Source organism: Sphingomonas montana (genome assembly GCF_001956315.1).
In the GTDB taxonomy this organism is placed as follows: Bacteria; Pseudomonadota; Alphaproteobacteria; order Sphingomonadales; family Sphingomonadaceae; genus Sphingomonas_R; species Sphingomonas_R montana.
This window is the reverse complement of the sequence record NZ_KV887141.1, coordinates 12,836-36,713: the sequence shown is the minus strand read 5'-3', so window position 1 is coordinate 36,713 and position 23,878 is coordinate 12,836. Positions and strand designations below refer to the sequence as shown.

At 65.2% G+C, this 23,878-nt stretch carries 26 protein-coding genes; 14 read left to right on the top strand and 12 right to left on the bottom strand.

The features are described from left to right. Positions 1–124 precede the first annotated feature (124 nt). Genes BKY59_RS02255 through BKY59_RS02245 form a run of 3 tightly spaced genes read left to right on the top strand, consistent with a single transcriptional unit; the run spans position 125 to position 3,362 of the window. Positions 125–2,056 carry a TadE/TadG family type IV pilus assembly protein gene (locus tag BKY59_RS02255; RefSeq protein ID WP_076068481.1) on the top strand — a complete coding sequence of 644 codons (1,932 nt, stop codon included), beginning with the start codon at positions 125–127 and terminating at the stop codon, positions 2,054–2,056. After that, entirely contained in the window at positions 2,053–2,661 is a 609-nt protein-coding gene (locus BKY59_RS02250; RefSeq protein WP_076068480.1) for a TadE/TadG family type IV pilus assembly protein, read from the top strand. Before BKY59_RS02255 ends, BKY59_RS02250 begins: the two co-directional genes overlap by 4 nt. Beyond that, positions 2,658–3,362, top strand: coding sequence for a TadE/TadG family type IV pilus assembly protein (locus BKY59_RS02245; protein ID WP_076068479.1), 705 nt, complete (start codon positions 2,658–2,660; stop codon positions 3,360–3,362). The genes BKY59_RS02250 and BKY59_RS02245 overlap by 4 nt, the downstream gene beginning before the upstream one ends. 43 nt (positions 3,363–3,405) lie before the next feature. Here BKY59_RS02245 and BKY59_RS02240 read toward each other — a convergent pair whose 3' ends face one another. From BKY59_RS02240 to eno, 4 genes are all read right to left on the bottom strand, one after another. Further along, positions 3,406–4,854, bottom strand: coding sequence for a pyruvate dehydrogenase complex E1 component subunit beta (locus BKY59_RS02240; RefSeq protein WP_076068478.1), 1,449 nt, complete (start codon positions 4,852–4,854; stop codon positions 3,406–3,408). Then, positions 4,854–5,912, bottom strand: a complete 1,059-nt coding sequence (pdhA, locus tag BKY59_RS02235; protein WP_083671829.1) for a pyruvate dehydrogenase (acetyl-transferring) E1 component subunit alpha — start codon at positions 5,910–5,912, stop codon at positions 4,854–4,856. Before pdhA ends, BKY59_RS02240 begins: the two co-directional genes overlap by 1 nt. 80 nt (positions 5,913–5,992) lie before the next feature. Continuing rightward, positions 5,993–6,322, bottom strand: coding sequence for an FtsB family cell division protein (locus BKY59_RS02230; protein ID WP_076068552.1), 330 nt, complete (start codon positions 6,320–6,322; stop codon positions 5,993–5,995). Between the two features lie 25 nt (positions 6,323–6,347). Further along, complete coding sequence (gene eno / locus BKY59_RS02225) at positions 6,348–7,631, bottom strand: phosphopyruvate hydratase (RefSeq protein WP_076068476.1); 1,284 nt, start codon at positions 7,629–7,631, stop codon at positions 6,348–6,350. Positions 7,632–7,781: 150 nt separating this feature from the next. Between eno and BKY59_RS02220 the strand changes: the two genes are divergently transcribed. The 6 genes from BKY59_RS02220 to BKY59_RS02195 all read left to right on the top strand — a co-directional run bounded on the left by BKY59_RS02220 (position 7,782) and on the right by BKY59_RS02195 (position 10,782). Then, on the top strand, positions 7,782–8,432 hold the full coding sequence (locus tag BKY59_RS02220; RefSeq protein ID WP_076068475.1) for a hypothetical protein: 651 nt from the start codon (positions 7,782–7,784) through the stop codon (positions 8,430–8,432). Between the two features lie 86 nt (positions 8,433–8,518). Continuing rightward, complete coding sequence (locus BKY59_RS02215; RefSeq protein ID WP_240499922.1) at positions 8,519–8,782, top strand: hypothetical protein; 264 nt, start codon at positions 8,519–8,521, stop codon at positions 8,780–8,782. Next, positions 8,779–9,189 carry a DUF3618 domain-containing protein gene (locus BKY59_RS02210; RefSeq protein WP_076068473.1) on the top strand — a complete coding sequence of 137 codons (411 nt, stop codon included), beginning with the start codon at positions 8,779–8,781 and terminating at the stop codon, positions 9,187–9,189. Before BKY59_RS02215 ends, BKY59_RS02210 begins: the two co-directional genes overlap by 4 nt. Beyond that, positions 9,186–9,749 carry a hypothetical protein gene (locus tag BKY59_RS02205; RefSeq protein WP_083671828.1) on the top strand — a complete coding sequence of 188 codons (564 nt, stop codon included), beginning with the start codon at positions 9,186–9,188 and terminating at the stop codon, positions 9,747–9,749. The genes BKY59_RS02210 and BKY59_RS02205 overlap by 4 nt, the downstream gene beginning before the upstream one ends. A 100-nt stretch (positions 9,750–9,849) precedes the next feature. After that, the gene (locus BKY59_RS02200; RefSeq protein ID WP_076068472.1) at positions 9,850–10,455 is read left to right on the top strand and encodes an MlaC/ttg2D family ABC transporter substrate-binding protein; all 606 of its coding nucleotides are present in this window, start codon (positions 9,850–9,852) and stop codon (positions 10,453–10,455) included. An 84-nt stretch (positions 10,456–10,539) separates the two neighbouring features. Beyond that, positions 10,540–10,782, top strand: a complete 243-nt coding sequence (locus BKY59_RS02195; protein ID WP_076068471.1) for a DUF4170 domain-containing protein — start codon at positions 10,540–10,542, stop codon at positions 10,780–10,782. A 234-nt stretch (positions 10,783–11,016) separates the two neighbouring features. On the opposite strand, the gene glyS is transcribed toward BKY59_RS02195, so the two are convergent. After that, positions 11,017–13,425 carry a glycine--tRNA ligase subunit beta gene (gene glyS / locus BKY59_RS02190; RefSeq protein ID WP_076068470.1) on the bottom strand — a complete coding sequence of 803 codons (2,409 nt, stop codon included), beginning with the start codon at positions 13,423–13,425 and terminating at the stop codon, positions 11,017–11,019. Next, the gene (locus tag BKY59_RS02185) at positions 13,425–14,351 is read right to left on the bottom strand and encodes a glycine--tRNA ligase subunit alpha (protein ID WP_076068469.1); all 927 of its coding nucleotides are present in this window, start codon (positions 14,349–14,351) and stop codon (positions 13,425–13,427) included. Before BKY59_RS02185 ends, glyS begins: the two co-directional genes overlap by 1 nt. Positions 14,352–14,625: 274 nt before the next feature. On the opposite strand from BKY59_RS02185, the gene BKY59_RS02180 reads away from it, so the two are divergent. Both BKY59_RS02180 and pth read left to right on the top strand, forming a co-directional pair. After that, complete coding sequence (locus tag BKY59_RS02180; RefSeq protein ID WP_076068468.1) at positions 14,626–15,288, top strand: 50S ribosomal protein L25/general stress protein Ctc; 663 nt, start codon at positions 14,626–14,628, stop codon at positions 15,286–15,288. 158 nt (positions 15,289–15,446) lie between these two features. After that, positions 15,447–16,013: an aminoacyl-tRNA hydrolase gene (pth, locus tag BKY59_RS02175; protein ID WP_076068467.1), complete on the top strand. Its 567-nt coding sequence runs from the start codon at positions 15,447–15,449 to the stop codon at positions 16,011–16,013. A 5-nt stretch (positions 16,014–16,018) separates the two neighbouring features. On the opposite strand, the gene BKY59_RS02170 is transcribed toward pth, so the two are convergent. Next, complete coding sequence (locus tag BKY59_RS02170; protein WP_076068466.1) at positions 16,019–16,816, bottom strand: hypothetical protein; 798 nt, start codon at positions 16,814–16,816, stop codon at positions 16,019–16,021. A 244-nt stretch (positions 16,817–17,060) separates the two neighbouring features. After that, positions 17,061–17,612: a DUF4142 domain-containing protein gene (locus BKY59_RS02165; RefSeq protein ID WP_165374783.1), complete on the bottom strand. Its 552-nt coding sequence runs from the start codon at positions 17,610–17,612 to the stop codon at positions 17,061–17,063. A gap of 159 nt (positions 17,613–17,771) precedes the next feature. Here BKY59_RS02165 and ychF point away from each other — a divergent pair, with 159 nt between their 5' ends. Beyond that, on the top strand, positions 17,772–18,872 hold the full coding sequence (gene ychF / locus BKY59_RS02160) for a redox-regulated ATPase YchF (protein ID WP_076068465.1): 1,101 nt from the start codon (positions 17,772–17,774) through the stop codon (positions 18,870–18,872). A gap of 114 nt (positions 18,873–18,986) precedes the next feature. Here the strand turns inward: ychF and BKY59_RS02155 are convergent, their stop codons facing one another. Next, the gene (locus tag BKY59_RS02155) at positions 18,987–19,493 is read right to left on the bottom strand and encodes a methylated-DNA--[protein]-cysteine S-methyltransferase (protein WP_076068464.1); all 507 of its coding nucleotides are present in this window, start codon (positions 19,491–19,493) and stop codon (positions 18,987–18,989) included. A 114-nt stretch (positions 19,494–19,607) separates the two neighbouring features. On the opposite strand from BKY59_RS02155, the gene BKY59_RS02150 reads away from it, so the two are divergent. Both BKY59_RS02150 and BKY59_RS02145 read left to right on the top strand, forming a co-directional pair. Next, positions 19,608–20,078 carry a MaoC family dehydratase gene (locus tag BKY59_RS02150; RefSeq protein ID WP_076068463.1) on the top strand — a complete coding sequence of 157 codons (471 nt, stop codon included), beginning with the start codon at positions 19,608–19,610 and terminating at the stop codon, positions 20,076–20,078. 495 nt (positions 20,079–20,573) lie between these two features. Next, positions 20,574–21,023 (top strand): hypothetical protein, encoded by a 450-nt coding sequence (locus tag BKY59_RS02145; protein ID WP_076068462.1) that lies wholly within the window; start codon positions 20,574–20,576, stop codon positions 21,021–21,023. Positions 21,024–21,082: 59 nt separating this feature from the next. Here the strand turns inward: BKY59_RS02145 and BKY59_RS02140 are convergent, their stop codons facing one another. Genes BKY59_RS02140 through petA form a run of 3 tightly spaced genes read right to left on the bottom strand, consistent with a single transcriptional unit; the run spans position 21,083 to position 23,852 of the window. Next, positions 21,083–21,919, bottom strand: coding sequence for a cytochrome c1 (locus BKY59_RS02140; RefSeq protein WP_076068461.1), 837 nt, complete (start codon positions 21,917–21,919; stop codon positions 21,083–21,085). Between the two features lie 21 nt (positions 21,920–21,940). After that, the gene (locus tag BKY59_RS02135; protein ID WP_076068460.1) at positions 21,941–23,266 is read right to left on the bottom strand and encodes a cytochrome b; all 1,326 of its coding nucleotides are present in this window, start codon (positions 23,264–23,266) and stop codon (positions 21,941–21,943) included. A 10-nt stretch (positions 23,267–23,276) separates the two neighbouring features. Continuing rightward, positions 23,277–23,852, bottom strand: a complete 576-nt coding sequence (gene petA, locus BKY59_RS02130) for a ubiquinol-cytochrome c reductase iron-sulfur subunit (protein WP_076068459.1) — start codon at positions 23,850–23,852, stop codon at positions 23,277–23,279. Positions 23,853–23,878: the final 26 nt, after the last annotated feature.

The window sequence follows — 23,878 nt, the reverse complement described above, 5'->3', positions numbered from 1 at the left end:
TAAATGCTGACGGTAATGGCAAACAGCCTGTTAACCCTATCGCTTGACGGGAAATAGGGGGTCCGGGTGGCAGGGCGGTGGCCGTAGGGCCTCGCGTCGGGGTCCGTTATCGATCGGGTGTCGCATGTTCGCCAGTCCTCGGAAACCCAGCGCCGCGCCGTGCGGCCGGCCGTTCCTGACGCGACTGCTGCACGACCGGCGCGGCAACGCCCTTGCGATCATGGCCGCCGCCATGGTCCCGCTGATCGGCCTGACCGGTAGCGCGATCGACATGACGCGACTGTACGTGGTGAAGGTCCGGCTCCAGCAGGCCTGCGACGCCGGCGTGCTGGCGGGTCGCAAATTCATGATCAACGACGGCAGGCCCGCGCTCGACACGAATGCGACGAACCGGGCGAAGGAGTTCTTCACGAACAACTTCCGCACCGGTCTGTTCGGTTCGTCCAACCCGACCTTCGTCCCCGTCAAGACATCCAACCAGCGCGTCGGCGGCACGGCCAGCGCGGTCGTCCCGATGACGCTGATGCGGTACTTCACCTCCCCCGACCAGACGCTGTCGGTCACCTGTGAAGCACAGTTCGACATAGCCGACATCGACACGGTGTTCGTCCTCGATACCACCGGTTCGATGTCCTGCGCTGCGAGCGCTGCACCGGGCTGTTCAGGCGACCCAGCATCATATGTACGGTCGGACGGCTCCACCGGCTACTATGCTCAGGAGAAGTACGACTCCAAGATCGACGCCCTTCGTGACTCTGTCATGTTGTTCGACACCACCGTCCGTGAAGTCGCCGACAGGAACACACAGATCCGCTACGGCTTCGTGAACTACGCCTCGTCCGTCAATGTCGGCAAGATCATTCCGGCAGAATACTTGCTGTCGACCAGTTGGCAGTATCAGACGCGCCGATCGATCGGGGACAAGAACCGGGAAAATAATCCGACTCCTGTCGGCTTCGCCGGCGGCCCGTCCGCCGCAGATTGCGTTCCGGGACGGTATCCGAAAGCCACGAAATGGCCGGACGGAACGCCGCGCTACGGCTATTTCTACAGCGCTGCGCTTTTGGACTTTTCCTATGACCTGAGCAACACGCGCTTCTCGAACGGTTTATGTACCGGCTCGTACGTCATGAAGGCGCCGATCTGGCGCCTGCAGCAATATGACCATGACATCAGCGACTATGTAAGAAGCCTCGTTTCGGTTCCGGTCCTAAACCCGACCCGCAACGACGGATCGACCAACCGCTGGGCTGGCTGCATCGAAGAAGCGGAGACGCGCAAGGACGCGACTTTTACATATACCGATCTGCCCGACGACCTTGATCCAGACCTCAAGCCGACCGCAGATGCTGCAAAATGGAAACCCGCTTGGCCAGAGGTCGTCTGGGGTCGTGCAGGCCAAGCTACCGAAACGTACGATGGTCCGTATAGTCCCGAAACTGGCAGATCGACGCCCTACGATGATAACGAGGTAGATGAGGACCGTAACCGGAATTACGGTAGCCCGAACAAGCGGTTCAAAGCTTACACTTCATGCGGCATGCCGGCCCGAATGCTTAATACCATGACCAGTGCGGAAGTCTCGGCTTACGTCAACGACAATGACTTTCGCGCAAGTGGCGGCACCTATCATGACGTCGGCATGATCTGGGGCGCTCGCCTGCTGTCCCGGAACGGAATCTTTGCGTCCAAAAACGAAGTACAGACTGGCCGACTGCCACCTTCACGGTCGATCGTCTTCATGACGGATGGAGACATGGCTCCGAACGAGCTTGTCTACGGACTCTATGGCCTCGAGAAACTCGATCGGCGGGTCACATCCAGTAGCGATCAGCTTCTGGCTCGCCACAACGCGCGCTTCCGTGCCGAGTGCGATTATATCAAGAACCGGATGAACGTCACGATCTTCGTCGTGGCGTTCGGCACGGCGCTCAACAGCGACCTCACCTACTGCTCGTCGCCGGGCCTCGCCTACAAGGCCAGCAGCACGGCCGAGTTGAAGGCCGCGTTCAAGGCGATTGCCGGCAAGGTCGCGATGCTGCGGATCTCCAAATGATCCCCCGCCCGGCCCCGCCACGGTCGATCGCGGCCGACGCGCGCGGCGCGACGATCGTCGAATTCGCGATCGTGCTGCCCGTCATGCTGATGTTCATCATGGGCCTGTCGGACATCGCCTACCAGGCCTATGTCCGCGCAATCCTGGAAGGTGCGGTACAGAAGGCCGCGCGCGATGCCGCGATCGAGGATTTCAAGGAGGACACCGACGACATCGACGAACGCGTGATGACCATGGTCCGCCGGATCGCCAAGAATGCCACCAAGATCTCGGCCCGGACCAACTACGCCTCGTTCAGCGAGATCGACAATCTGCCCCCGGAACGCTTTACAGATTCCAACAGGAACGGCGTCTACGACCCCAAGGAATGCTTCGACGACGTCAACGGCAACCTTGCATGGGATGCCAATCCGACGACCGAGGGCCAAGGCGGCGCGGACGACGTCACCGTCTATCAAATGACGATCCGCTACCCGCGTCTGTTTCCCCTGCCGAACATGACAGGGTGGTCCTACACGCAGACCGCAACGTCCCGCACCTATTTGAAGAACCAACCCTATGCCACGCAGAGAGGTCGCGGATCGGTGGCGATATGTCCGAAATGAACCGCCTGTTGTTCTTATGCCGCCGGTCCCGCCGCATTCTCGCCGATCGCGCGGGGGTTGCGCTCATCGAATTCGGGCTGTCGCTGCCGATCATCATGGCGCTCGGCATCTACGGCGCGGAACTTGCCAATTTTGCTCTGATCAACATGAAGATCAGCCAGATCGCTCTGAACCTGTCCGACAACGCCTCGCGCGTGGGGCTGTCCAGCGGCCTCGCGCAGCAGCAATTGCGGGAGTATGACATCAACGATGTGTTTCAGGCGTCACGCCTGCAAGGCAAGTCGTTCGACCTGATCGACAATGGACGGATCACGCTGTCGAGCCTGGAGACCGACGAATATAACGTCCAGCGTATTCACTGGCAGCGATGCCTGGGAAACAAGACCGGTACGGGCTTCGACTCGACCTATGGCACGACGTCGGCCACCGCCGGCTCGGATGCCTCAATCGGCAACGCCGGGACTCTCGCACCGCTTGGCATGGGGCCCGTGAATGCGAAGGTTTCTGCACCGCCGCAGTCGGGCGTAATGTTCGTCGAAATCAACTACGCCTATGAACCGCTGTTCGCCAAGATCCTGCTTGGCAATCAGGTCATCCGCTACACCGCGAGCTATATCGTCCGCGACCGTCGGGACTTCTCTCAGATCTTCAACCCTGCACCCAAGGTCACGGCCATGACCTGCACGCAGGCGCGGAGCTGAACGATCGGGCGGGGCCGGCCAACGCCGCCCCCGCCGTCATCGATCAGCGGTAACAGACCTTCTTCACCGCCGTCACCACGTCGTCCGCCTTCAGCAGCGCCGCCTTTTCCAGGTTGGCGGCGTACGGCATCGGCACGTCGACGTTGGTCACGCGCAGGACCGGCGCGTCCAGGTCGTCGAAGCCTTCCTCCATCGCGATCGCCGCGATTTCGGCGCTGATCGAACAGGTCGGCCAGCCTTCCTCGACACAGACGATGCGGTTGGTCTTGGCGAGGCTCGCCAGCACCGTTTCCTTGTCGAGCGGGCGCAGCGTGCGCAGGTCGATGACCTCCGCCTCGATCCCCTCGCCCGCCAGCTTGGCCGCAGCATCCATCGCCACCGCCACGCCGATCGAGTAGGTCACGATCGTGACGTCCTTGCCCTCGCGCACGATCCGCGCCTTGCCGATCGGCAGGACATAGTCGTCCAGCGCCGGCACGTCGAAGCTCTGCCCGTAGAGCAGCTCGTTTTCCAGGAACACGACCGGATCCTGCGACCGGATCGCCGCCTTCAGCAGCCCCTTGGCATCCGCCGCGCTATAGGGCGCGATCACGATCAGGCCGGGGACGCTCGCGTACCACGGCGCATAATTCTGCGAATGCTGCGCGCCGACGCGGGCCGCCGCACCATTGGGGCCGCGGAACACGATCGGGCAGCGCATCTGCCCGCCCGACATATAGTTGGTCTTGGCCGCCGAATTGATGATGTGGTCGATCGCCTGCATGGCAAAGTTGAACGTCATGAATTCGATGATCGGCTTCAACCCGCCCATCGCCGCGCCGGTGCCGACGCCGGCAAAGCCATATTCGGTGATCGGCGTGTCGATCACGCGCTTGTCGCCGAATTCGTCGAGCAGGCCCTGCGTCACCTTGTATGCGCCCTGATATTGCGCGACCTCCTCGCCCATCACGAAGATGCGATCGTCGGCGCGCATTTCCTCGGCCATCGCATCGCGCAGGGCTTCGCGAACGGTGGTCTTGACCATTTCCGTGCCCGCAGGAACTTCCGGATCGGCAATCTTGGTCTTCTCCGCCGAAGCGACGAGCATGTGCGTCCCGCTATCGGCGCTTTCCGGCGCACCCGTTTCGGGGCTCGGCGCGCGACCGGTGTCGGCCGGCGTCTCGTCGACCGACGGAGATTGATCCGGCGTAGCCTGCCCGGCGGCGGGCGCAGCGGTCCCGCCGGAGGCCGAGACGGTTGCGGCATCCTCGCCCTCTTCGGCGATGATCGCGATCACCGTGCCGACCTTCACGCCGTCCGAACCTTCCGGCACCAGGATCTTGGCGATCACGCCTTCGTCCACCGCTTCGAATTCCATCGTCGCCTTGTCGGTTTCGATTTCGGCCATGATGTCGCCGGACGCGACCGTGTCGCCTTCCTTGACCAGCCATTTGGCCAGCGTGCCCTCCTCCATCGTGGGGGAAAGCGCGGGCATCTTCAGTTCGATCGCCATCAGTAGGTTTCCACCAGCACGTCGGTATGGAGTTCGGACAGGTCCGGTTCGGGCGACTGTTCGGCGAAGTCCGCCGCATTCGCCACGATCATCTTGATGTCCTTGTCGATCGTCTTCAGCTCGTCCTCGGTCACGCCGATCGCCTCGAGCTCGCGCTTCACGGCGTCGATCGGGTCGGACTTGTCGCGCATCGACTGCACCTCGTCGCGCGACCGGTACTTGGCCGGATCGGACATCGAATGGCCGCGATAGCGATAGGTCTTCAGTTCGAGCAGGATCGGACCCTTGCCGGACCGCGTCCATTCGATCGCCGTCTCGGCCGCACCGCGCACCGCGAGCACGTCCATGCCGTCGACCTGGATGCCCGGAATGCGGAAGCTTTCACCGCGCAGGTACAGCTGGTCCTCGGCGGACGCGCGGTTCACGCTCGTGCCCATCGCATATTGGTTGTTCTCGATGACGAAGATGACCGGCAGCTTCCACAGCTCGGCCATGTTGAACGCTTCGTACACCTGGCCCTGGTTGGCGGCGCCGTCGCCGAAATAGGCGAGGCACAGCCCGCCGTCGCCCTTGTACTTGTGCCCGAAGCCAAGGCCCGCGCCCAGCGAGACCTGCGCGCCGACGATACCGTGCCCGCCGTAGAACTTATGTTCCACGGAGAACATGTGCATCGACCCGCCCTTGCCCTTGGAGATGCCGGCCGCGCGGCCGGTCAGCTCGGCCATGATGATCTTCGGATCGATGCCATAGGCAAGCATGTGGCCATGGTCGCGATATCCGGTGATGACCGAATCCTTGCCCACTTCCAGCGCGGACTGCAGCCCGACGGCCACCGCTTCCTGGCCGATATACAGGTGGCAGAACCCACCGATCAGCCCCAGCCCGTAAAGCTGCCCGGCCTTTTCCTCGAACCGGCGGATGAGCACCATCTGGCGGTAGAATTCGAGCAACTGTTCCTTAGTCGCCGCAAACCGTACCGGTTCCCCCGGGCGTTCGCGGTTCGGGGTCGCGGGAGGGGCTTCTACCTCTCCATCGCGGGGCTGCACTGCCTTTGCCAAGCGTCCGGCTCCTGTCGTTTGAAACGTCTGGCCGGGGTCTAGGCCCTCGTCGGGCGTTCCGCAACGCTCCGACAAGCATTTTACCGGTTCTGCAGGATCACCTCGTCCTCGCGAACCTGTTCGGTTCGTAATCGGACCAGTTCGTCGGCCAGGTCCGGGTCCACCCCCCGCCGCGGGTCGAGCAGGTCGGACCGGTGCTGCAACCGTGCCCGTTCGGCGTCGACCTTCGCCAGCTCCGCCTCCCGCGTCACGCGCGCGGACTTATAGTCGCCCCACGCCAGCAGGCCGTTCTGGCCCATCACCGCGGCCAGCACGAAATAAACGATGATGAGGACGGCGGCCGCGGGGGCCGCCGCCGCCAGGATCAGGGCGATCGTCAACCGCCGCGGCGCTCCGCTCTGCCTGCTCATCGCCCGCCCCTCCTTGCGTCCGCGCTCAGGCCGTCCGGCGCAGGATCGACCGGCCGGCATAGTGCGCCACGACGCCCAGCTCCTCCTCGATCCGGATCAGCTGATTGTACTTCGCCAACCGATCGGACCGCGCCAGCGACCCCGTCTTGATCTGGCCGCAGTTGGTGGCGACCGCGAGGTCGGCGATCGTCGCATCCTCCGTCTCGCCCGACCGGTGCGACATTACCGCGGTATAGCCCGCCCGCTGCGCCATCGACACCGCCTGCAACGTCTCGGTCAGCGTCCCGATCTGGTTGACCTTCACCAGCAGCGAATTGGCCAGGCCATCGCGGATCCCCTGTTCCAGCCGCGCCGGGTTGGTCACGAACAGGTCGTCGCCCACCAGTTGGGTCTTGTGCCCGATCTTGTCGGTCAGCAGCTTCCAGCCTTCGAAATCATCCTCGCCCATCCCGTCCTCGATCGAGAAGATCGGGTAGCGCGCGGCCAGGTCCGCCAGATAATCCACCATCTCGGCCGGCGACAGGACACGCCCCTCGCCGTCCAGATGATAGGCCCCGTCGCGGAAGAACTCGGTCGCCGCGCAATCCAGCGCCAGCATCACGTCGTCGCCGGGGCGATATCCCGCCTTCTCGATCGACTGCATGATAAAATCCAGTGCCTCGACCGGGCTGCCGATGTTGGGCGCGAACCCGCCCTCATCGCCGACCGAGGTCGACAGGCCCTTGTCGTGCAGGCCCTTCTTCAGCGTATGGAAGATCTCGGCGCCGCACCGCACCGCCTCGACCATGTTTTCCGCGCCCACCGGCACGATCATGAATTCCTGGAAATCGATCGGGTTGTCGGCATGCATCCCCCCATTGATGATGTTCATCATCGGTACGGGCAGGACATGTGCCGACACGCCGCCGACGTAGCGATAGAGCGGCAGGCCGCGCGCCTCGGCCGCGGCCTTCGCACTGGCCAGGCTCGCACCCAGGATCGCGTTCGCGCCGATCCGCGCCTTGTTCGGCGTGCCGTCCAGTTCGATCATGGTCGTATCGATCGCGGCCTGGTCCTCCGCATCGATGCCGATGATGGCGTCGGCCAGTTCGCCGTTCACCGCGTCGATCGCCTTGTCGACGCCCTTGCCCAGCCAGCGCGTCTTGTCCCCGTCGCGCAGCTCGACCGCCTCGTGCGCGCCGGTCGATGCGCCGGACGGCACCGCGGCCCGGCCGAAGCTGCCGTCCTCCAGCGTGACATCGACCTCGACGGTCGGGTTGCCCCGGCTGTCGACGATCATGCGGGCGTGGACGTCGACGATTGCGGTCATGGATTCGGCCTTTCGCGGGGGGACGGACTGGTCTTGCGGGCGTCCTACCGGCCTCCTCCGCCGCTGGCAAATAAGCGATGCACGGCATGGAACGGCGCGGCACCATGTCTGTTGTCGTCTCGATACCGCAACAATCGATCGGAGAACGACATGGCTACCGGCGACACCCGCCTTCCCGAGGGAACGGACCACATCATCGGTGGATCCTCCGTCGGCAACGACCTGTCTTCGACGGGCGGCCTGAGTTCGACCGCACCCGGGTTCGACAATGTCCCGCCGGCGGCGACGACTGCCGCCGCAACGGCCCGCGATACGCTCGACGAAGCCCGCGCCACAGTCAGCGACAAGACTGCCGAGCTGCGTACGCAGGCGGCGGACAAGGCCCGCGAATATGCGATCATGGGCAAGGACCGCGCCGTCGAAGGACTCGAAAGCGTTCAGCAGCTGATCGAGGACACCGCCGCCACAATCGATTCCAAGGTGGGCGCACAATATGGCGACTATATTCGCCAGGCCGGATCCAGTGTCACGACGCTGGCGGATGCAATCCGTGACAAGGATGTCGAGGAACTGCTCGCCGACGCACGTGACCTCGTGCGTCGCAGCCCCGGCATCGCCATCGGCGCGGCGGCCGCGATCGGCTTCGCCGTGGCACGTGTTGCCAAGGCCGGGCTCGGCGCACCGAGCGCGTCTGCAACACCGACCACGGGCGGCGTGACGCCGGCTCCGATGGTTCCGGTCACGCCGGTGACCCCCGTCAACACCGGCAGCAGCCTTGCCGGTACGCGTCCTTCGGTATGATCCGGCAGGACGATCCGGCAGGCGTCACGGTCACCGGCCTGCTTCAGCGATTGGTTGATGACGGTCGCGACTATGTCCGGGCCGAAGTGGATGTCGTGCGCGAAACCGCACGCGCCCGCTTTGCTTCCGCAAAGGTCGCGATCGCCGTACTGATCGCGGCGATCTTTGTGGTTCAGGCTGGCCTGACCGTTCTGTTCCTAGCGATCGGGTCGGGTTTGGCGCATTGGTTGGGCGTCGGTGGCGGTCAGGCCGTCGCCGCCGTGATCGCCTTCGCGATTGCCGGCATCATGGTCAAATATGCGCTGTCGCATTTTTCACCCGCCGAGACCACGACCGGAGACCGGTCATGATCGCCGCGCCGGCCGTCCTGGCCGCCAAGGGCCGCGCAGAGGCCGCACGCGCACGGCTGGACGGAACCGTCGCGGAACTTCAGGTCCGCCTGAACCCGTCGACCGTTGTTCATACGGCGTGGGCCAATACCGTCGATCGCGGCGCGGACGCCTGGGATGCCACTGTGGAACGCGGCACCGAAGGGTTGGCGGTCGCCGTAGATCAGGCGACGCGGGCTTATGAGGATGCTGCCACCTTCGCCCGGAATCGTCCTGGGGTCGTGGCCGCCGCTCTTGCATCCGCTGTCGCCCTGCTGGCTGGTCCGTCGCTCGTGCGTCGTGCCCTTCGCACTCCGCCCCCCAAACCTGTCGAAACCGATCCGCCGCGTCTGACCGGCCCGATCCCTCATCTGGAGATACGCCCATGACCACCCCAGCCAATGACGACCGCAACGAAGGCGTGTTCGCGAGCGCGGCCCACAAGGTTGGCGACGCGGCATCGAATGCCAGCCACGCGGTGACGGAGGCCGCCGCCGCCGCCAGCGAGAAGGTGACCGACGCCGCCCATGCCGCGAAGATCAAGGCCGCCGATACCGCCGCCGTGATCCGCGACAAGGCGGCCGACGCCTATGACGCCGCTCGCGACAAGGCATCGTCCGCGCGCGACACCGCCGCGACCGGTTTCGACTCGGCACCGCTAGCGGTCCTGGCCGGGGGCATTGCGCTTGGCGCGATCCTCGGGGCGCTGCTGCCCCGCACGGAGCGCGAGACCGAGCTGCTCGGTCCGGTCGCCAGCAAGGCGACCGACGCCGCGCGTTCCGCCTTCGTCGCCGCAAAGTCGGCCGGGCAGGACAAGCTCGACGAACTTGGCATCAACAAGGAAGCGGCCCGCGCCAAGGTCGATCAGCTGGTCGATACCGCCAGTCAGGCGGCCACGTCGGCCGGTGCTGCGGCCAAGGATGCCGTCCGGACGCGCAGCGACGTCTGAGCATCCCGCGGAACCGGCCGGTTAAACGGTGGTTCAGGGCAAGTCTTCTACGGCGTCCTCCATGCGGGGGCGCCGTAGTCATGTTTTCAGGAGTTCGTTCATGCGTATCACCATTCGCGCGGCCTTTGCCGCCGCCATCCTGTCCGCCGGTGCCGTCGTGCCGCTCCTGCCCGCGACCGCGCAGGTCCGGATCGACAACAGCGATCCCGGCCGCTTTGTCGATACACTGGCCGATGCCGGTCTCGGTGCGCTCCGTACCGGCAGCCGCACCGCCGCCCGGTCGCAGTTCCGCACGCTGCTGGCCCAGCATTTCGCGGTCGATCAGATTGGTGACCGTCTGATCCGTGCCCATGTCGCGCGGATCACGCCGCAGCAACGCGCCGCTTACAAGGCCGCGTTCCCCAGCTTCCTCATCAACACCTATGCCGATCGGCTTCAGCAATATGCCCGTGCCGACGTGCGGATCGTCCGCGTCGTACCTGCCGGTAACAGCGCACAAGTGCTGACGCAGGTCGTCCAGCCGGGTGGCGCCAGCCCGATCAATGCCACTTGGACCGTCGAGCGCACCGGTGGCGCGTGGAAGGTCAGCAACCTGACCGTCGCGGGCATTAACCTCGGCATCACGCAGGCGAACGACTTCAACTCGGTCATCCAGCGTCAGGGCTTCGACGGCCTGGTCAAGCTCATGCAGTCGCGCGCTGGCTAAGGCTGGGCTAAGAGGGTTGTCTGGATCGCGGATCGTCGATAGTCGGTCCGCGATCCCCGGACCCTACGGCATCGGACATATTTCATGAGCAAACTGCACCTCGTTTTCGGCGGCCGCGTGGCCGACCCTCGGACGCTCGATTTCGCCGATCTCGATGCGATCGATTTCGTCGGCGTCTTCCCCGACTATAAAAGTGCGGAAAGCGCCTGGCGCGCTGCTGCACAGCGGACCGTCGACGACGCCGAGATGAAATATGTCGTCGTCCACCTCCACCGCATGCTCGAACCCGCCGTCAAACCCGGCGAGCCGCCCCGCGAAATCCTCTGAACCCGGCCCGCCGCTTGGCTGGGCCGGAACTGGTTCAGTCATGCGGCAGACGGTCGCCGGTGACGTGACCAAACATTTTCTCCGGTGAAGTTGGTGTGTTGGCCGGCCCTTCGGCCACGGTTGGCCGCTTCCTTCACCAGGCGCGGTACGGGCGTCCTGCGTTAAGTCGTGGCGCTCCAGACAGTGTCGCCGGCCTCGCATCCTTCCGGACGCAGCGGGCCGGCGACCGCCCGCCTACCCCTCGATCCGCGAGAAATCGGCCACGCGGTGCACCGCCGCCCGGATCCGGCCCAGCAGCGCCAACCGCGCCGCGCGCTTTGCCGGATCGGGGTCGTTCACCGTAACGTCCTCGAAAAACGCATCGATCGGCCCGCGCAGCTGGCTCAGTGCCGCCATCGCACTGCCAAAGTCTTCCGCCGCAACCGCAGCCTCCGCCGCCGGCTCCGCCTCATCCAGCGCGGCCACCAGCTCTGCCTCCGCCGGCTCCATCACATGGTCGCTGCCCCCGGCCTCCGCCGGCGCTTCCTTCTTCAGGATATTGGCCGCCCGCTTATACCCCGCCAACAGGTCGATCCCATCCGGCGTCTCGACAAACGCCTGCAAGGCACGCACCCGCGCCAGCAACCGAACGAGGTCGTCCTCGCCACCAAGCGCGAACACAGCATCGATCAGGTCATGCCGAACGCCTGCTTCCTTCTGCTGCACCTTCAAACGGTCCGCGAAGAAGTCCAGCAGCTCGGACGCGGCCTTCGACATCGGGTCGAATTGGACGGCCTGTTTGATCTGAACATGACCCTGCGCGATCATCAGCTTCTGATCGTCGCTCAGTGTCGCGCCTGCCATATGCTCCAGCTGGATTTGCCGCGCTAGAACGGCACCCGCGCCCAACGACGCACTCGATCCGATTTCCGAAAGATAGCGTTCGGCTAACGCATCGTCGTGCTTGAGATCGGACCAGACCGCAGCGACGGCCGCCTCGAAGTCGTTACTCTCCCGGGGCAGTTGCCCCTGCAAGAAAACGTCCATCATTGCGGGACGCAACCCATGATCCAGCACGGTGCGGATGACGCCCAACGCGGCACGTCGGAGAGCAAACGGGTCTTTCGAGCCCGTCGGTTTCTCACCGATCGCGAAGAAGGATATGATCGTATCCAGCTTGTCCGCCAACGAAACCGCCACAGTCACCGGTGCAGTCGGCACGTCGTCGCCCTGCCCGACCGGCTTGTAATGGTCGCGGATCGCGTCGGCGACCGCGTCGGGATAGCCTTCCGCGCGGGCATAATAGCCGCCCATGATGCCCTGCAATTCGGGGAACTCGCCGACCATGCCAGTGACGAGGTCCGCCTTGCACAGTCGCGCCGCGGTTTCGGCCATCTGCGCAAGCTCGTCGCGGGCAAAGCCCTCCCCCCCCCGGGGAGAGGGTTGGGAGAGGGGTGCGACCTCTTCCTCGGGCGTAACGCCGGCGGCGAGGTTGCTCCCCTCTCCCCGCAGGAGAGAGGGGGAAGAAGAAGCGATCCCCTCCTCCACCAACCACCGCGCCAGCTTCGCCACGCGGTCGACCTTGTCCGCTACCGTGCCCAGCTTCTCGTGAAACACGATCTGGTCCAGCTTCTTGGCGCTCTCCGCCAACTTTACCTTCAGATCCTGTTCCCAGAAGAACTTCGCATCCGACAACCGCGCCGCCAGCACCTTGGCATTGCCCGCCACGACCCCGACACCGTCATCGCGCGCCATGATGTTCGCCGTGCAGACGAAGTTCGGCGCCAGCGCCCCCGCGGCATCGACCAGCGCGAAATATTTCTGGTTGGTCCGCATGGTCAGCTGGATCACCTCGCGCGGCACCGCCAGATACGCCGGGTCGAACGCGCCCAGCAACGGCACCGGCCACTCGGTCAGCCCGGCATTTTCCGCGACCAGCCCCTCGTCCGGCACCACCGTCAGCCCGGCCGCCGCCGCAACCGCAGCAGCCCCGTCGCGAATGATCGCCCGCCGTTCGGCCGGGTCCAGGATGACGTGCGCGGTGCGCAGCTTGAACGCATAGTCGTCCGCAGACCCGATCGTGATCGGTTCGGGATGATGGAACCGGTGGCCGACCGTGGCGGCGCCAGACACGATGCCCGCGATCTCGATCGGCACGACCATCTCGTCGAGCAGCGCCACGATCCCCTTCAGCGGCCGCACCCAGCGCAGCGACGCGGTGCTGGCGGACTCCGCCCCCCAGCGCATCGATTTCGGCCACGGGAAGCCGCGAATGATGGCCGGCACCGCTTCGGCCAAGACGGCAGCCGTCGCCCGCCCCGGCTTCTCGGTCACCGCGAACAGAATGACGTTGCCCTTGGCATCGGCCCGCTCGACCAGCTGCTCGCGCGTCAGCCCGGTCTTGCCCAGGAACCCGGCCAGCGCCTGCGGCGGCGCATCGGCACGCGGCCCCTTCACCTCCTCCGCCACCGGCTCGGTCGCCAGCGGCAGACCTCGCGCGATCAGTGCCAGCCGCCGCGGCGTCGCAAAGGTCTCCACCGCGTCCGCCGCCAACCCGGCCTTCGCCAGCTCGGCCGCGAACAGCCGCGCCAGGTCCGCGCACGCCTTCTCCTGCATCCGCGCAGGGATTTCCTCGGACAGGAGTTCGAGCAGGAAATCAGCCATCAGTTCGCATCCTGACCGGTCATGCCTGGCGCCGTAGCGGCCAACTTCACGCCCTCGTCGTCCCAGCCATTATGCGCCATCCACGCCTGGCAACTGCCCTTCGCCAGATCGCGCACCCGGCCCATATAGGCCGCGCGCTCCGCTACCGAGATGACGCCGCGCGCCTGCAACGTGTTGAAGATATGGCTCGCCTTGATCGCCTGATCGTACGCCGGCAACGGCAACTTTGCGTCGATCAGCGCGCGCGCCTCGTCCGCCGCCAAGGTGAACTGCTTGAAGAGCGTCTCGGTATTGGCCGCCTCGAAATTATACTTCGAAAACTGCTTCTCGTTCTCCAGGAACACATCACCATAGGTCACGCCGTCGTCGTTGAACGCCAGATCGTACACATTGTCGACACCCTGGATATACATCGCCAGCCGCTCGAGCCCGTAGGTCAGCTCGCCCGCCACCGGCTTGCAGTCGTAACCGCCGACCTGCTGGAAATAGGTGAACTGCGTCACCTCCATCCCGTCGCACCAGACTTCCCAGCCCAGCCCCCAGGCGCCCAGCGTCGGGCTCTCCCAATCGTCCTCGACGAACCGGATGTCGTGCGCGGTGAAATCGATCCCGATCTTCGCCAGCGACCCGAGATACAGGTCCTGCAGGTCGTCCGGGCTCGGCTTCAGGATCACCTGATACTGATAATAATGCCCCAACCGGTTCGGGTTTTCCCCGTACCGCCCGTCCGTCGGCCGCCGCGACGGCTGGACATAGGCGGCCTTCCAGGGCTTCGGCCCCAGCGCGCGCAACGTCGTCGCCGGGTGGAACGTCCCCGCCCCCATCTCCATGTCGTAGGGTTGCAGAATGACGCAGCCGTGACGGCTCCAATAGTCGTGGAGTGTCAGGATCAGGCCCTGAAAACTGAGCGGCTTGAGGTCGGGCATGGGAGGCCTTCGGACTTTAAATAATGTGCCGAAACCCTTGCGTCACCGACAGGCAAAGCGTCAAGGCAGCGCAAGACCAAGCCCCCTCGCCCCTCCGGGGAGAGGGTTGGGGAGAGGGGCTTAGGCTGGACAGACCCGCTACCCCGAGCGAAGCCCCCTCCCAGTCCGCACCCGCATTGCAAAATCCGCAAATTCCCGCTACGCGCGCCAATCCCCGCCATGGTCATCCCTGGAGGCGCGGCGTGGGGTCAACATCAATGTCTGGAGACATAATATGAGCGATCAGCTCACACTGTCGGCCGAGACGCGCGATCGGGCTGGCAAGGGAGCCTCCCGAGCCATGCGTCGTGAAGGCCGCGTACCCGCCGTGATCTACGGCAACAAGCAGGAAGCCCTCTCGATCCACGTCGAGGAAAAGGCCCTGGTCAAGATGCTCAGCACCGGGCATTTCATGAATTCGGTCATCATGGTTGACGGCGTTGCCGGCGCCGCTATCCGCACGATCCCCAAGGATGTGCATTTCCACCCGGTCACCGACCGGCCGATGCACGTCGATTTCCTGCGTATTTCCGAACATGCCACGATCACCGTCTCGGTGCCCGTCGTGTTCGTCGATCAGGAAGAGTCGAAGGGCATCAAGCGCGGCGGCGTGCTGAACATCGTCCAGCATGAAATCGACCTGGTCTGCGACGCGTCCGAGATTCCGGGCGAGATCACGATCTCGCTGGCCGGCGTCGAAGTCGGCGACTCGATCCACATCAGCAACGTCACGCTGCCCAACGGCGTTACCCCGGCGATCACCGACCGCGATTTCACGATCGCGACGATGGCTGCCCCGACGATCCCGAACGCCGAAGACGAAGCTGCTGACGAGGCGCTCGCTGCCGAGCAGTCGGCCGCTGCCGAGGCGGAAGCCGCAGCAGAGAAGGAAGACTGAGGCTCTTCCCGCTCCCTTCGCGGGGGCGGGACGGCTTCGGCCCGCCGCCACCGACGTCCCAGGGGGGCGTCGGTGGCGGCGATCCTTTCAAAGACGAGCCGTGCAAAGCGGCTACGCGACACCCAAACGATTAGCCCACCCGAACAGGACGCCAGCACATGCAGATCTGGGTCGGCCTGGGTAATCCCGGCGCGGAATATGCGCTCCACCGTCACAATGTCGGCTTCATGGCGGTCGATGCGATCGCCGAGGTCCACGGCTTCGGCCCGTGGAAAAAACAGTTCCAGGGCTGGCTCGCCCCCGGCCGGATCGGCCCGGACAAGGTCCTGCTGCTCAAACCCGCCACCTTCATGAACGATAGCGGCCGCGCGATCGGCGAGGCGCTGCGCTTCTACAAGCTCGGCGAGGATGCGCTCACCATCTTCCACGACGAACTCGATCTCGCCGCGTTCAAGGTGAAGGTGAAGACCGGCGGCGGCAATGCGGGCCACAATGGCCTGCGCTCCGCCGACGCGCACATCGGCAACGCCTTCCGCCGCGTCCGGATCGGCATCGACCATCCCGGCCACAAGGACCGCGTCACCGGCCACGTGCTCGGCAACTACGCCAAGGCGGAGATGGACCCACTCGCCGCCATGCTCGGCGCGATCGCCGCCGAAGCCCCGCTCCTCGCCGCCCGCGACGACGTCCGTTTCCTGAACGAAGTCTCGCGCCGGCTGGCCTGACGGGTTCAGCCCGGCGTCTTCACCCGCTCGATTGCCGTCCCCGTGACCTTCCACGTCGCGTCCGGCCCGGTCGCAACATAGAGCGGCAGCCCCGTCGCAAGCGACACGAACACATGGATCTCGGTCGGCACCGGGTCCAGGATATGGCTGACCACCAAAGCAGCGGGCTTGGCGCCATCCGGCGCCCGGCCGCCCAGCGTGATGCAACTCTTCGTGAACGACCGCTGCGACACGACCTCGCCGGTCCGCGAAACCTCGACCCGGTAATGCCCGCCGGCCGGATAGCCAGTATCATCGGTCTGCGGCGACAGCAGGTAACCGATATACGGCCCGCCGTTCGTCTCCGGCGGCAGGATAACGCTGTTGAACCGCGCCGGCGTGCATGGCCGCAGGTTCACTCGCATCATCCGGTCGCGCACCTGGCTCTGCGCGATGAGCTCGGGCGTCAGATCGCGCGCGTCGTTCGCAGCCCACATCCGCTTGTTGCCGACCGTGCGCCCATCGGTGTCAGCCGTGAAGATCGCATAGGGCTTCGCGCCCGTCAGCCCGTAATAGGTCACGGTCAACCGGTCCCCTGGAGCGGGTGCCACCACCCAGCCACGTATCTCTCGCTTCTGTGCGTCCGAAATTGCCGCCATCAGCGCATCCGTCGTCACCCATGCTGCCCGGTCATAGGCATAGATGTTGTTCCCACGCGCCAGCGCGCGCGCGATCGCCGCCCGCTCGCCGACATCCGCCGCAACGGCCGGTACCGCCAGACACGCGACCGCCGCCACGCCGCCCCAGATTCGCAAGCCTGCCATGTTCCCCCCCTTCGGATTTCGCCCGAACATGAGCCACTTGGTGCCTGCCGGTCCACCAGTTTCCCGGCGGCACTATGGCGCGGCCCCACGACGTCCATTGCGCACCGTGATCGACCGTCCGGCTTCGACGATCCGGACAAGAAAAAGCCGGCTCACGGTTTCCCGCGGCCGGCCTTTCCCGTCTCGACAAAGCTGAAACATCTAACCCGCCGGTGGCAGGACCCAAGGCCCCACCGCCGTTGGATCACATGCCCGACATCGCCGTCGTGGTCATCTGCTTCACATGCATCAGGTGACGTTCGATCACCGGAACCGCGGTGCTGGCAACCTGCTTCAACGCCGGGTCGGTGCCGTCGGTCGCGTACCCGCCGTGCAGCGCCCAGGCCGTCTGATGCGCCTGCATCTGCTGCTGCAGGTACAGGTCGTCGAAGCTCGCCTTCGGCGCCTTCTTCAGCAGTGCGATCTTCGCTTCGTTGCCGGTCGACATGCGCGTGCCGGGCTTTGCGATCGTACGGTCCGGGTTCTTGAGTGCCGCCATCAGCGTCTTGGTCGTCGCCTGATGATCGCTCACCATCTCGCGCGCGAATTTTTTCACGTCGGGGCGCTGCGCCTTCGACATTGCCAGCTTGCTCGATGCGATCTCGTACATGTCGCCGTCTGCGGCCAGCTTGACATAGTCGGTGGCCGACGTGCCGGCCATCGGCTGCACGCCGACGTCGGTCGCCGCCATCGTCTGCGCCATCGCCGGACCGGTCGTCGCCAGCATCAGCGCCGCAATCATCATCATGCGCTTCATAATATTCACCTTGATTCCGTATCGAATGATTGCCCAACACCGCGCGGACGTGCGCGGTTCCGCCCGGCACGGCTGGCGTCCGCGCGCAGGGCCGGCTATTCGCCCCGCAAACCCCGGTGTCACGCCGGCGGATCCGACCGGGTACAGGACGAACATCATATGGGTTTCCGCTGCGGCATCGTGGGGCTTCCGAACGTCGGCAAGTCCACCCTCTTCAACGCGCTGACCGAAACCGCGGCGGCGCAGGCGGCGAACTATCCGTTCTGCACGATCGAACCGAATGTCGGCCAGGTTGCGGTGCCCGATCCGCGGCTCGATACGATCGCCAGAATCGGCGGATCGGCCAAGATCATCGAAACGCAGCTCGGTTTCGTCGATATCGCGGGGCTCGTCCGCGGCGCGTCGAAGGGCGAAGGGCTCGGCAACCAGTTCCTCGCCAACATCCGCGAGGTCGACGCGATCGTCCACGTCCTGCGCTGTTTCGAGGATGGCGACGTGACGCATGTCGAGGGCAAGGTCGATCCGATCGCCGACGCCGAGACGGTCGAGACCGAACTGATGCTGTCCGACCTCGACAGCCTGGAAAAGCGCGTGCCCGCCGCCCAGAAGAAAGCGATGCAGGGCGACAAGGAGGCCAAGATCGCCGCCTCCGTCCTGGGCCAGGCGCTCGACCTGCTGCGCGAAGGCAAGCCCGCCCGGCTGACGGTGCCCAAGGACGAGGACGAGGCTCGCATCTTTGCTCAGGCGCAGCTGCTGACGTCGAAGCCCGTCCTGTACGTCTGCAACGTGGACGAAAGCGCCGCGGCGGACGGCAACGCGCTCAGCGCCCGCGTCGCTGCGAAGGCGGTGGCCGAAGGCGCGAAGTCCGTCGTCGTCTCCGCCGCGATCGAGGCGGAGATCGCGACGATGGCCCCGGCCGACCGGGTCGATTTCCTGTCGGACCTCGGCCTCACCGAAACCGGTCTCGCCCGCGTGATCCGGGCGGGCTACGACCTGCTCCAGCTTCTCACCTTCTTCACTGTCGGCCCCAAGGAAGCACGCGCCTGGACGATCGAGCGCGGTTCCAGGGCCCCGCAGGCCGCCGGCGCGATCCACACCGATTTCGAACGCGGCTTCATCCGCGCCGAAACGATCGCCTATGACGATTATGTCGCCTGCAACGGCGAAGCGGGCGCGCGCGACGCTGGCAAGTTCCGGTCGGAAGGCAAGGACTATGTCGTGGCGGACGGGGACATTCTGCTGTTCCGGTTCAACGTCTGAACCGCCAGACGCACCTTTTCTTCCCGACAGTCATCCCGGCGAAAGCCGGGATATCCCTTCGGTCGAACACCACCCCAAACCAGAACCAGACCTTGGTTTAGGGCAACGACCCGATCACTCCATATCGAACAGGTCCCGCCGTCCCTGCTCCAGCCTGAGCAGCCGCGCCTTGGCGGCCATCCCGCCTGCGAACCCGGTCAGCGCCCCGCCCGACCCGACGACGCGGTGGCACGGCACGATGATCGACACCGGGTTCCGGCCGTTGGCGGCCCCCACCGCCCGCGACGCCTCTGGCCGGTCGATCTGCCGCGCGATCGCCGCGTAGCTGCGCGTTTCGCCATAGGGGATCGTCCGCAACGCATCCCACACCGCACGCTGGAACTCCGTACCGCGCAGATCGACCGGCACGTCGAACCCGGTCCGGTCGCCGTTGAAATAGGCCGCCAACTGCGCTGCCGCGTCGCGCAGCACGGGATGCACCCCCGCCGCTACGGTCATGGTCGGCAACCGCACGCGCAGCGGATCGTCGTCGGGCCACAGCACGGCCACCAGCCCCACGCCACTCGCGACCAGGGTCAACATCCCGACCGGCGACGGCATTGTCCGATACACCAGTTCCATGCCCTGTTCTCCCGGACCGTCCTACCATATCCGCCAGGCACAGGAAGCACCCACCGCCGCTTGCGGACCGGGCCGTTGCCGCTAGCTTGGGCGTAAACCCGGGAGGAGCGCGGCATGGCATGGTTCGAGGATTTCACGGTCGGTCAGAAATCCGGTTTCGGCCGCTACGTCGTCGACCGCGAGGAAGTCCTCGACTTCGCGCGGAAATATGATCCACAACCCTTCCATCTGTCCGACGCGGCCGCCGCCAGCACCCATTTCGGCCGGCTCGCGGCCAGCGGATGGCACAGCACCGCGATGACGATGGCGATGGTCGTCGCCAATATGGGCGAGGACGGCGATGTCGGCGGCAGCCTGGGTGCCGCCGGGATCGACGAACTGCGCTGGCTCCGCCCGGTCCACCCGGGTGACGTCCTGCGCTGCGAGACCGAAGTCATCGACGTCATCCCTTCGCGCAGCCGGCCGGACCGCGGCGTCGTCCGCACCCGCATGACCGTCTTCAACCAGGACGACGTACCCGTCATGACCTTCATTCCGATCGCCCTGTTCCAGCGGAGGCCTGCGACGGATCGGACCGCCAAGTGATTGGAAGGGACGGCAGGCGGGGGTTGAACCAGCCCCGATCGCTGAACGTATCCCTACCGTCCACCAGGTCCCCGCCTCTCGACCGTCATTCCAGCGTCCGCTGGTATCCCTTATGACTGCGTCATGGTCTGATCTCGGCGTCGTCTGAACAATGCGTCATCCCCGGACCGGTCGCGCGCTTCAGAGCCGCACCCGCCATGCGTGAACTACCTGCCCGGATGGGGTCCGGGAAGACGAGAGCGGTAGCCGAATCTGACAAAGCCCGCCTGGGTTGGCCCGCCCGCTTCATGTAACGAGAGCAGGTTAGCAATATGTCCTAAACATAGGATCAACACACCTCGACTTAGGACGCCGCACTTGGAAGACGCGTGTGACGCAGATTAAATCCCGCGAATTCTGTAGCGAACACCATTTGGCACGCTCCCTGCAAATTCCCCTGCGTTGCCGCGATCGACGTGGCACCGGCCACCGGCCGACAGCCAAGGGACCAACGCCATGCTTATTTTCGACCGTATCGCCGCGCACCGCATCGCCGTTTCCGCCGCCGGCGCACTCGTCTTCTCCGGTCTGTGCATCGGCGGTGCCGCCGCCCCGGCACACGCCGCCACAACCGCACCGACCACCCTGTCGGCGTGGCAGGTCGATGCCGCGAACCGCCTCGACAGGGTCATGACGACGCTGCCGGTGAACGCGCGTCGGTCGGCAAAGGCGAACGCCCGGATCGGCGCGGAAGTCGCCGCGGACGGCACGCTCTCCGCTCCCTATATCGTCCAGAGCAGCGGCAATCGAATCGCCGACGCAGCGTTGCTGAACAAGGCAAGGACGCTCCGGCTGGCCCCGCTGCCGGCCGCCGCGACGAACCGCAGCGTGATCCTGAACGTCGCCTTCGTCGAAGGTGACTGGGCGCCTCTGCCCCGGACCGCCGTCCGCTACGCCGCCCGCTGACACGAAAAAGGGGCGGCCCGTTACCGGACCGCCCCCTCCTGCCTGTGTCGGACCGTCGATCAGGTCTGCGGCAGGTGCTTGCCCTTCTTCTCCGCCCAGATATTCTGGTACGCGAAATAGGCCAGCGTCGTCGCCAGCAGCAGGAACAGCAGGACCGCCACGCCGGTCCGCTTGCGGTTCTCCAGCTTCGGTTCGGCGGTCCAGATCAGGAATGCCGACACGTCCTGCGCCATCTGGTCCACCGTCGGCTTCGTACCGTCGGAATAGCTGACCTGACCATCGGCCACCAGCGGCGGCGGCATGGCGATGTTCAGGTTCGCATAGACCGGGTTGTAGTACAGACCGGGGCCGGGCCGCGCCTCGACAGGCAGGTTCGCGGGGGCCGGACGATAGCCAGTCAACAGACCATGGACATATTCCGCATGGCCCTCACGCGCCTTGGTCATCAGCGACAGGTCCGGCGGCAGCGCATTGTTGTTGGCCGCACGAGCGGCGACCTCGTTGGCATAGGGGCTCGGGAACATGTCGGACGGGATCGCCTTGCGCGTTGCGGGCTCGCCCGTGTCGGGGTTGACCGACGGCACTTCGGTGGCCCAGCCCTTGGCGATCGCCTTTACCTCGGGTGCGCTGAAACCCAGGTCGGTCAGGTCGCGGAACGCGACGTGGCGCAGCGAATGACAGGCGGCGCACACTTCCTTGTACACCTGGAATCCGCGCTGTAGCTGCTGCCGGTCGAACCGACCGAACGCGCCGTCGCTGGCGAATGCCACCTGTTTCGGCTCGACGTGGAAATGATGCGCGGTGTTCTCCACCGCCGGCTGGCGCGGAATAAGCATGGCGACGACCAGCGCCGCCACGAAGACGAGCCCTGCAAGGAAGGCGATTATGCGAACCATCTGGTTACGACTCCCTGGGGTTCAGTGCGCGCGGGCAGGCGCGGCGGCGACCAGCGGCGCTTCGCCACCGGCACCGTAAGGCGCGGATTCCTGCGCTTCGCCATGCAGCACGGAGGACGAGATCGACATCGGCAAGGGCTTTGGCCGCTCGATCTTCGACACGATCGGCAGGATGATCAGGAAATGCGCGAAATAATAAGCGGCGCAGAACTGGCTCAACCGGACGAAAGGCTCTTCCGCCGGGGCCTGCCCCAGCCAGCCGAGCACCAGCACGTCGACCACCAGCGCCCAGAAGAACCACTTGTACAGCGGGCGGTAGTTGGACGACCGAACCGGCGACCGGTCCAGCCACGGCAGCACGAACAGCAGCAAGATGGACCCGAACATGGCCATCACGCCCCACAGCTTCGCGGGGATCCACAGGAAATTGACGGTGAACGACTTCAGGATCGCGTAGAATGGCAGGAAATACCATTCGGGCACGATGTGCGCCGGCGTCGACAGCGGGTTGGCCGGAATATAATTGTCCGGATGGCCCAGCGCGTTGGGCATGAAGAACACGAACAGCGAGAAGGCGATCAGGAACACGCCCAGCCCGAACCCGTCCTTGGCGGTGTAGTAGGGGTGGAAAGGCACCGTGTCCTGCGGACCCTTCACGTCCACGCCGGTCGGGTTGTTCGACCCCGGAATATGCAGCGCCCAGATGTGCAGGATGATGACGCCCGCGATCACGAACGGCAGCAGGTAATGGAGCGAGAAGAAGCGGTTGAGCGCCGCGTTGTCCGGCGCATAGCCGCCGAGCAGCCATTCGCGGATCGGCTCGCCCACCAGCGGGATCGCCGAGAAGAAGCCGGTGATGACCTGCGCCCCCCAGAACGACATCTGCCCCCAGGGCAGGACGTAGCCCATGAACGCCGTCGCCATCATCAGCAGGAAGATGACGACGCCCAGCAGCCAGATCATCTCGCGCGGCGCCTTGTACGACCCGTAATAGAGCCCCCGGCCGATATGCATGTAGACGACGATGAAGAAGAAGGACGCACCGTTGGCATGCGCATAGCGCAGCAGCCAGCCAGAATTGACGTCGCGCATGATATGTTCGACCGAATCGAACGCGATCGCGCCGTTCGCCGCATAATGCATCGCCAGGATGATCCCGGTAATGATCTGCAGGCCCAGCGCCGCGCCCGCCAGCACGCCGAAATTCCAGAAATAGTTGAGGTTGCGCGGCACCGGATAACCGGCACCGACCGCGTTGTAGACCAGACGGGGCAAGGGCAGCCGCTCGTCGATCCACTGCGTGAACGCGCTCTTCGGCGCGTAATGCGTAGCCCAGGGAAAGCTCATCTGTGTGTCCTCAACCGATCTGGACGACGGTGTCGGAGTTGAATTTATACTCCGGCACGTTCAGGTTCAGCGGTGCCGGACCCGACCGGATCCGCGCGGCGGTGTCGTAGGACGACCCGTGGCAGGGGCAGAAATACCCGCCATAGGCGCCGCGATTCTCCCCCTCGGTCACGCCCAGCGGCACGCATCCCAGATGGGTGCAGACCGCCAGCGTGATCAGCCAGTTCTCCTTGCCGGGCTTGGTCCGTTCGGCCAGCGTGGCGGGATCGCGCAGCGACGACACGTCTACCGCATTCGCCTCCGCCATCTCCTTGGGCGTCAGGTTGCGGATGAACACCGGCTGCTTGCGCCACGATGTCTTGATGCCCATGCCGGGCGTGATCTTTGAGATATCGACCTCGATCGAGGCCAGCGCCAGCACGTCGGCGGACGGGTTCATCTGGTTGATGAGCGGGATCAGCACGGCCACGCCGCCCACGCCCGCCACGCTGACGGCCGCGATGTTCAGCCAGTCGCGCCGGCGGACACCGACCCCCTCGACCTTTTCGGTCACTCCGGCCTGATCGACCACTTCGACATTCGCCATCCGCTGGAACCCTCGACCCTTCGCCC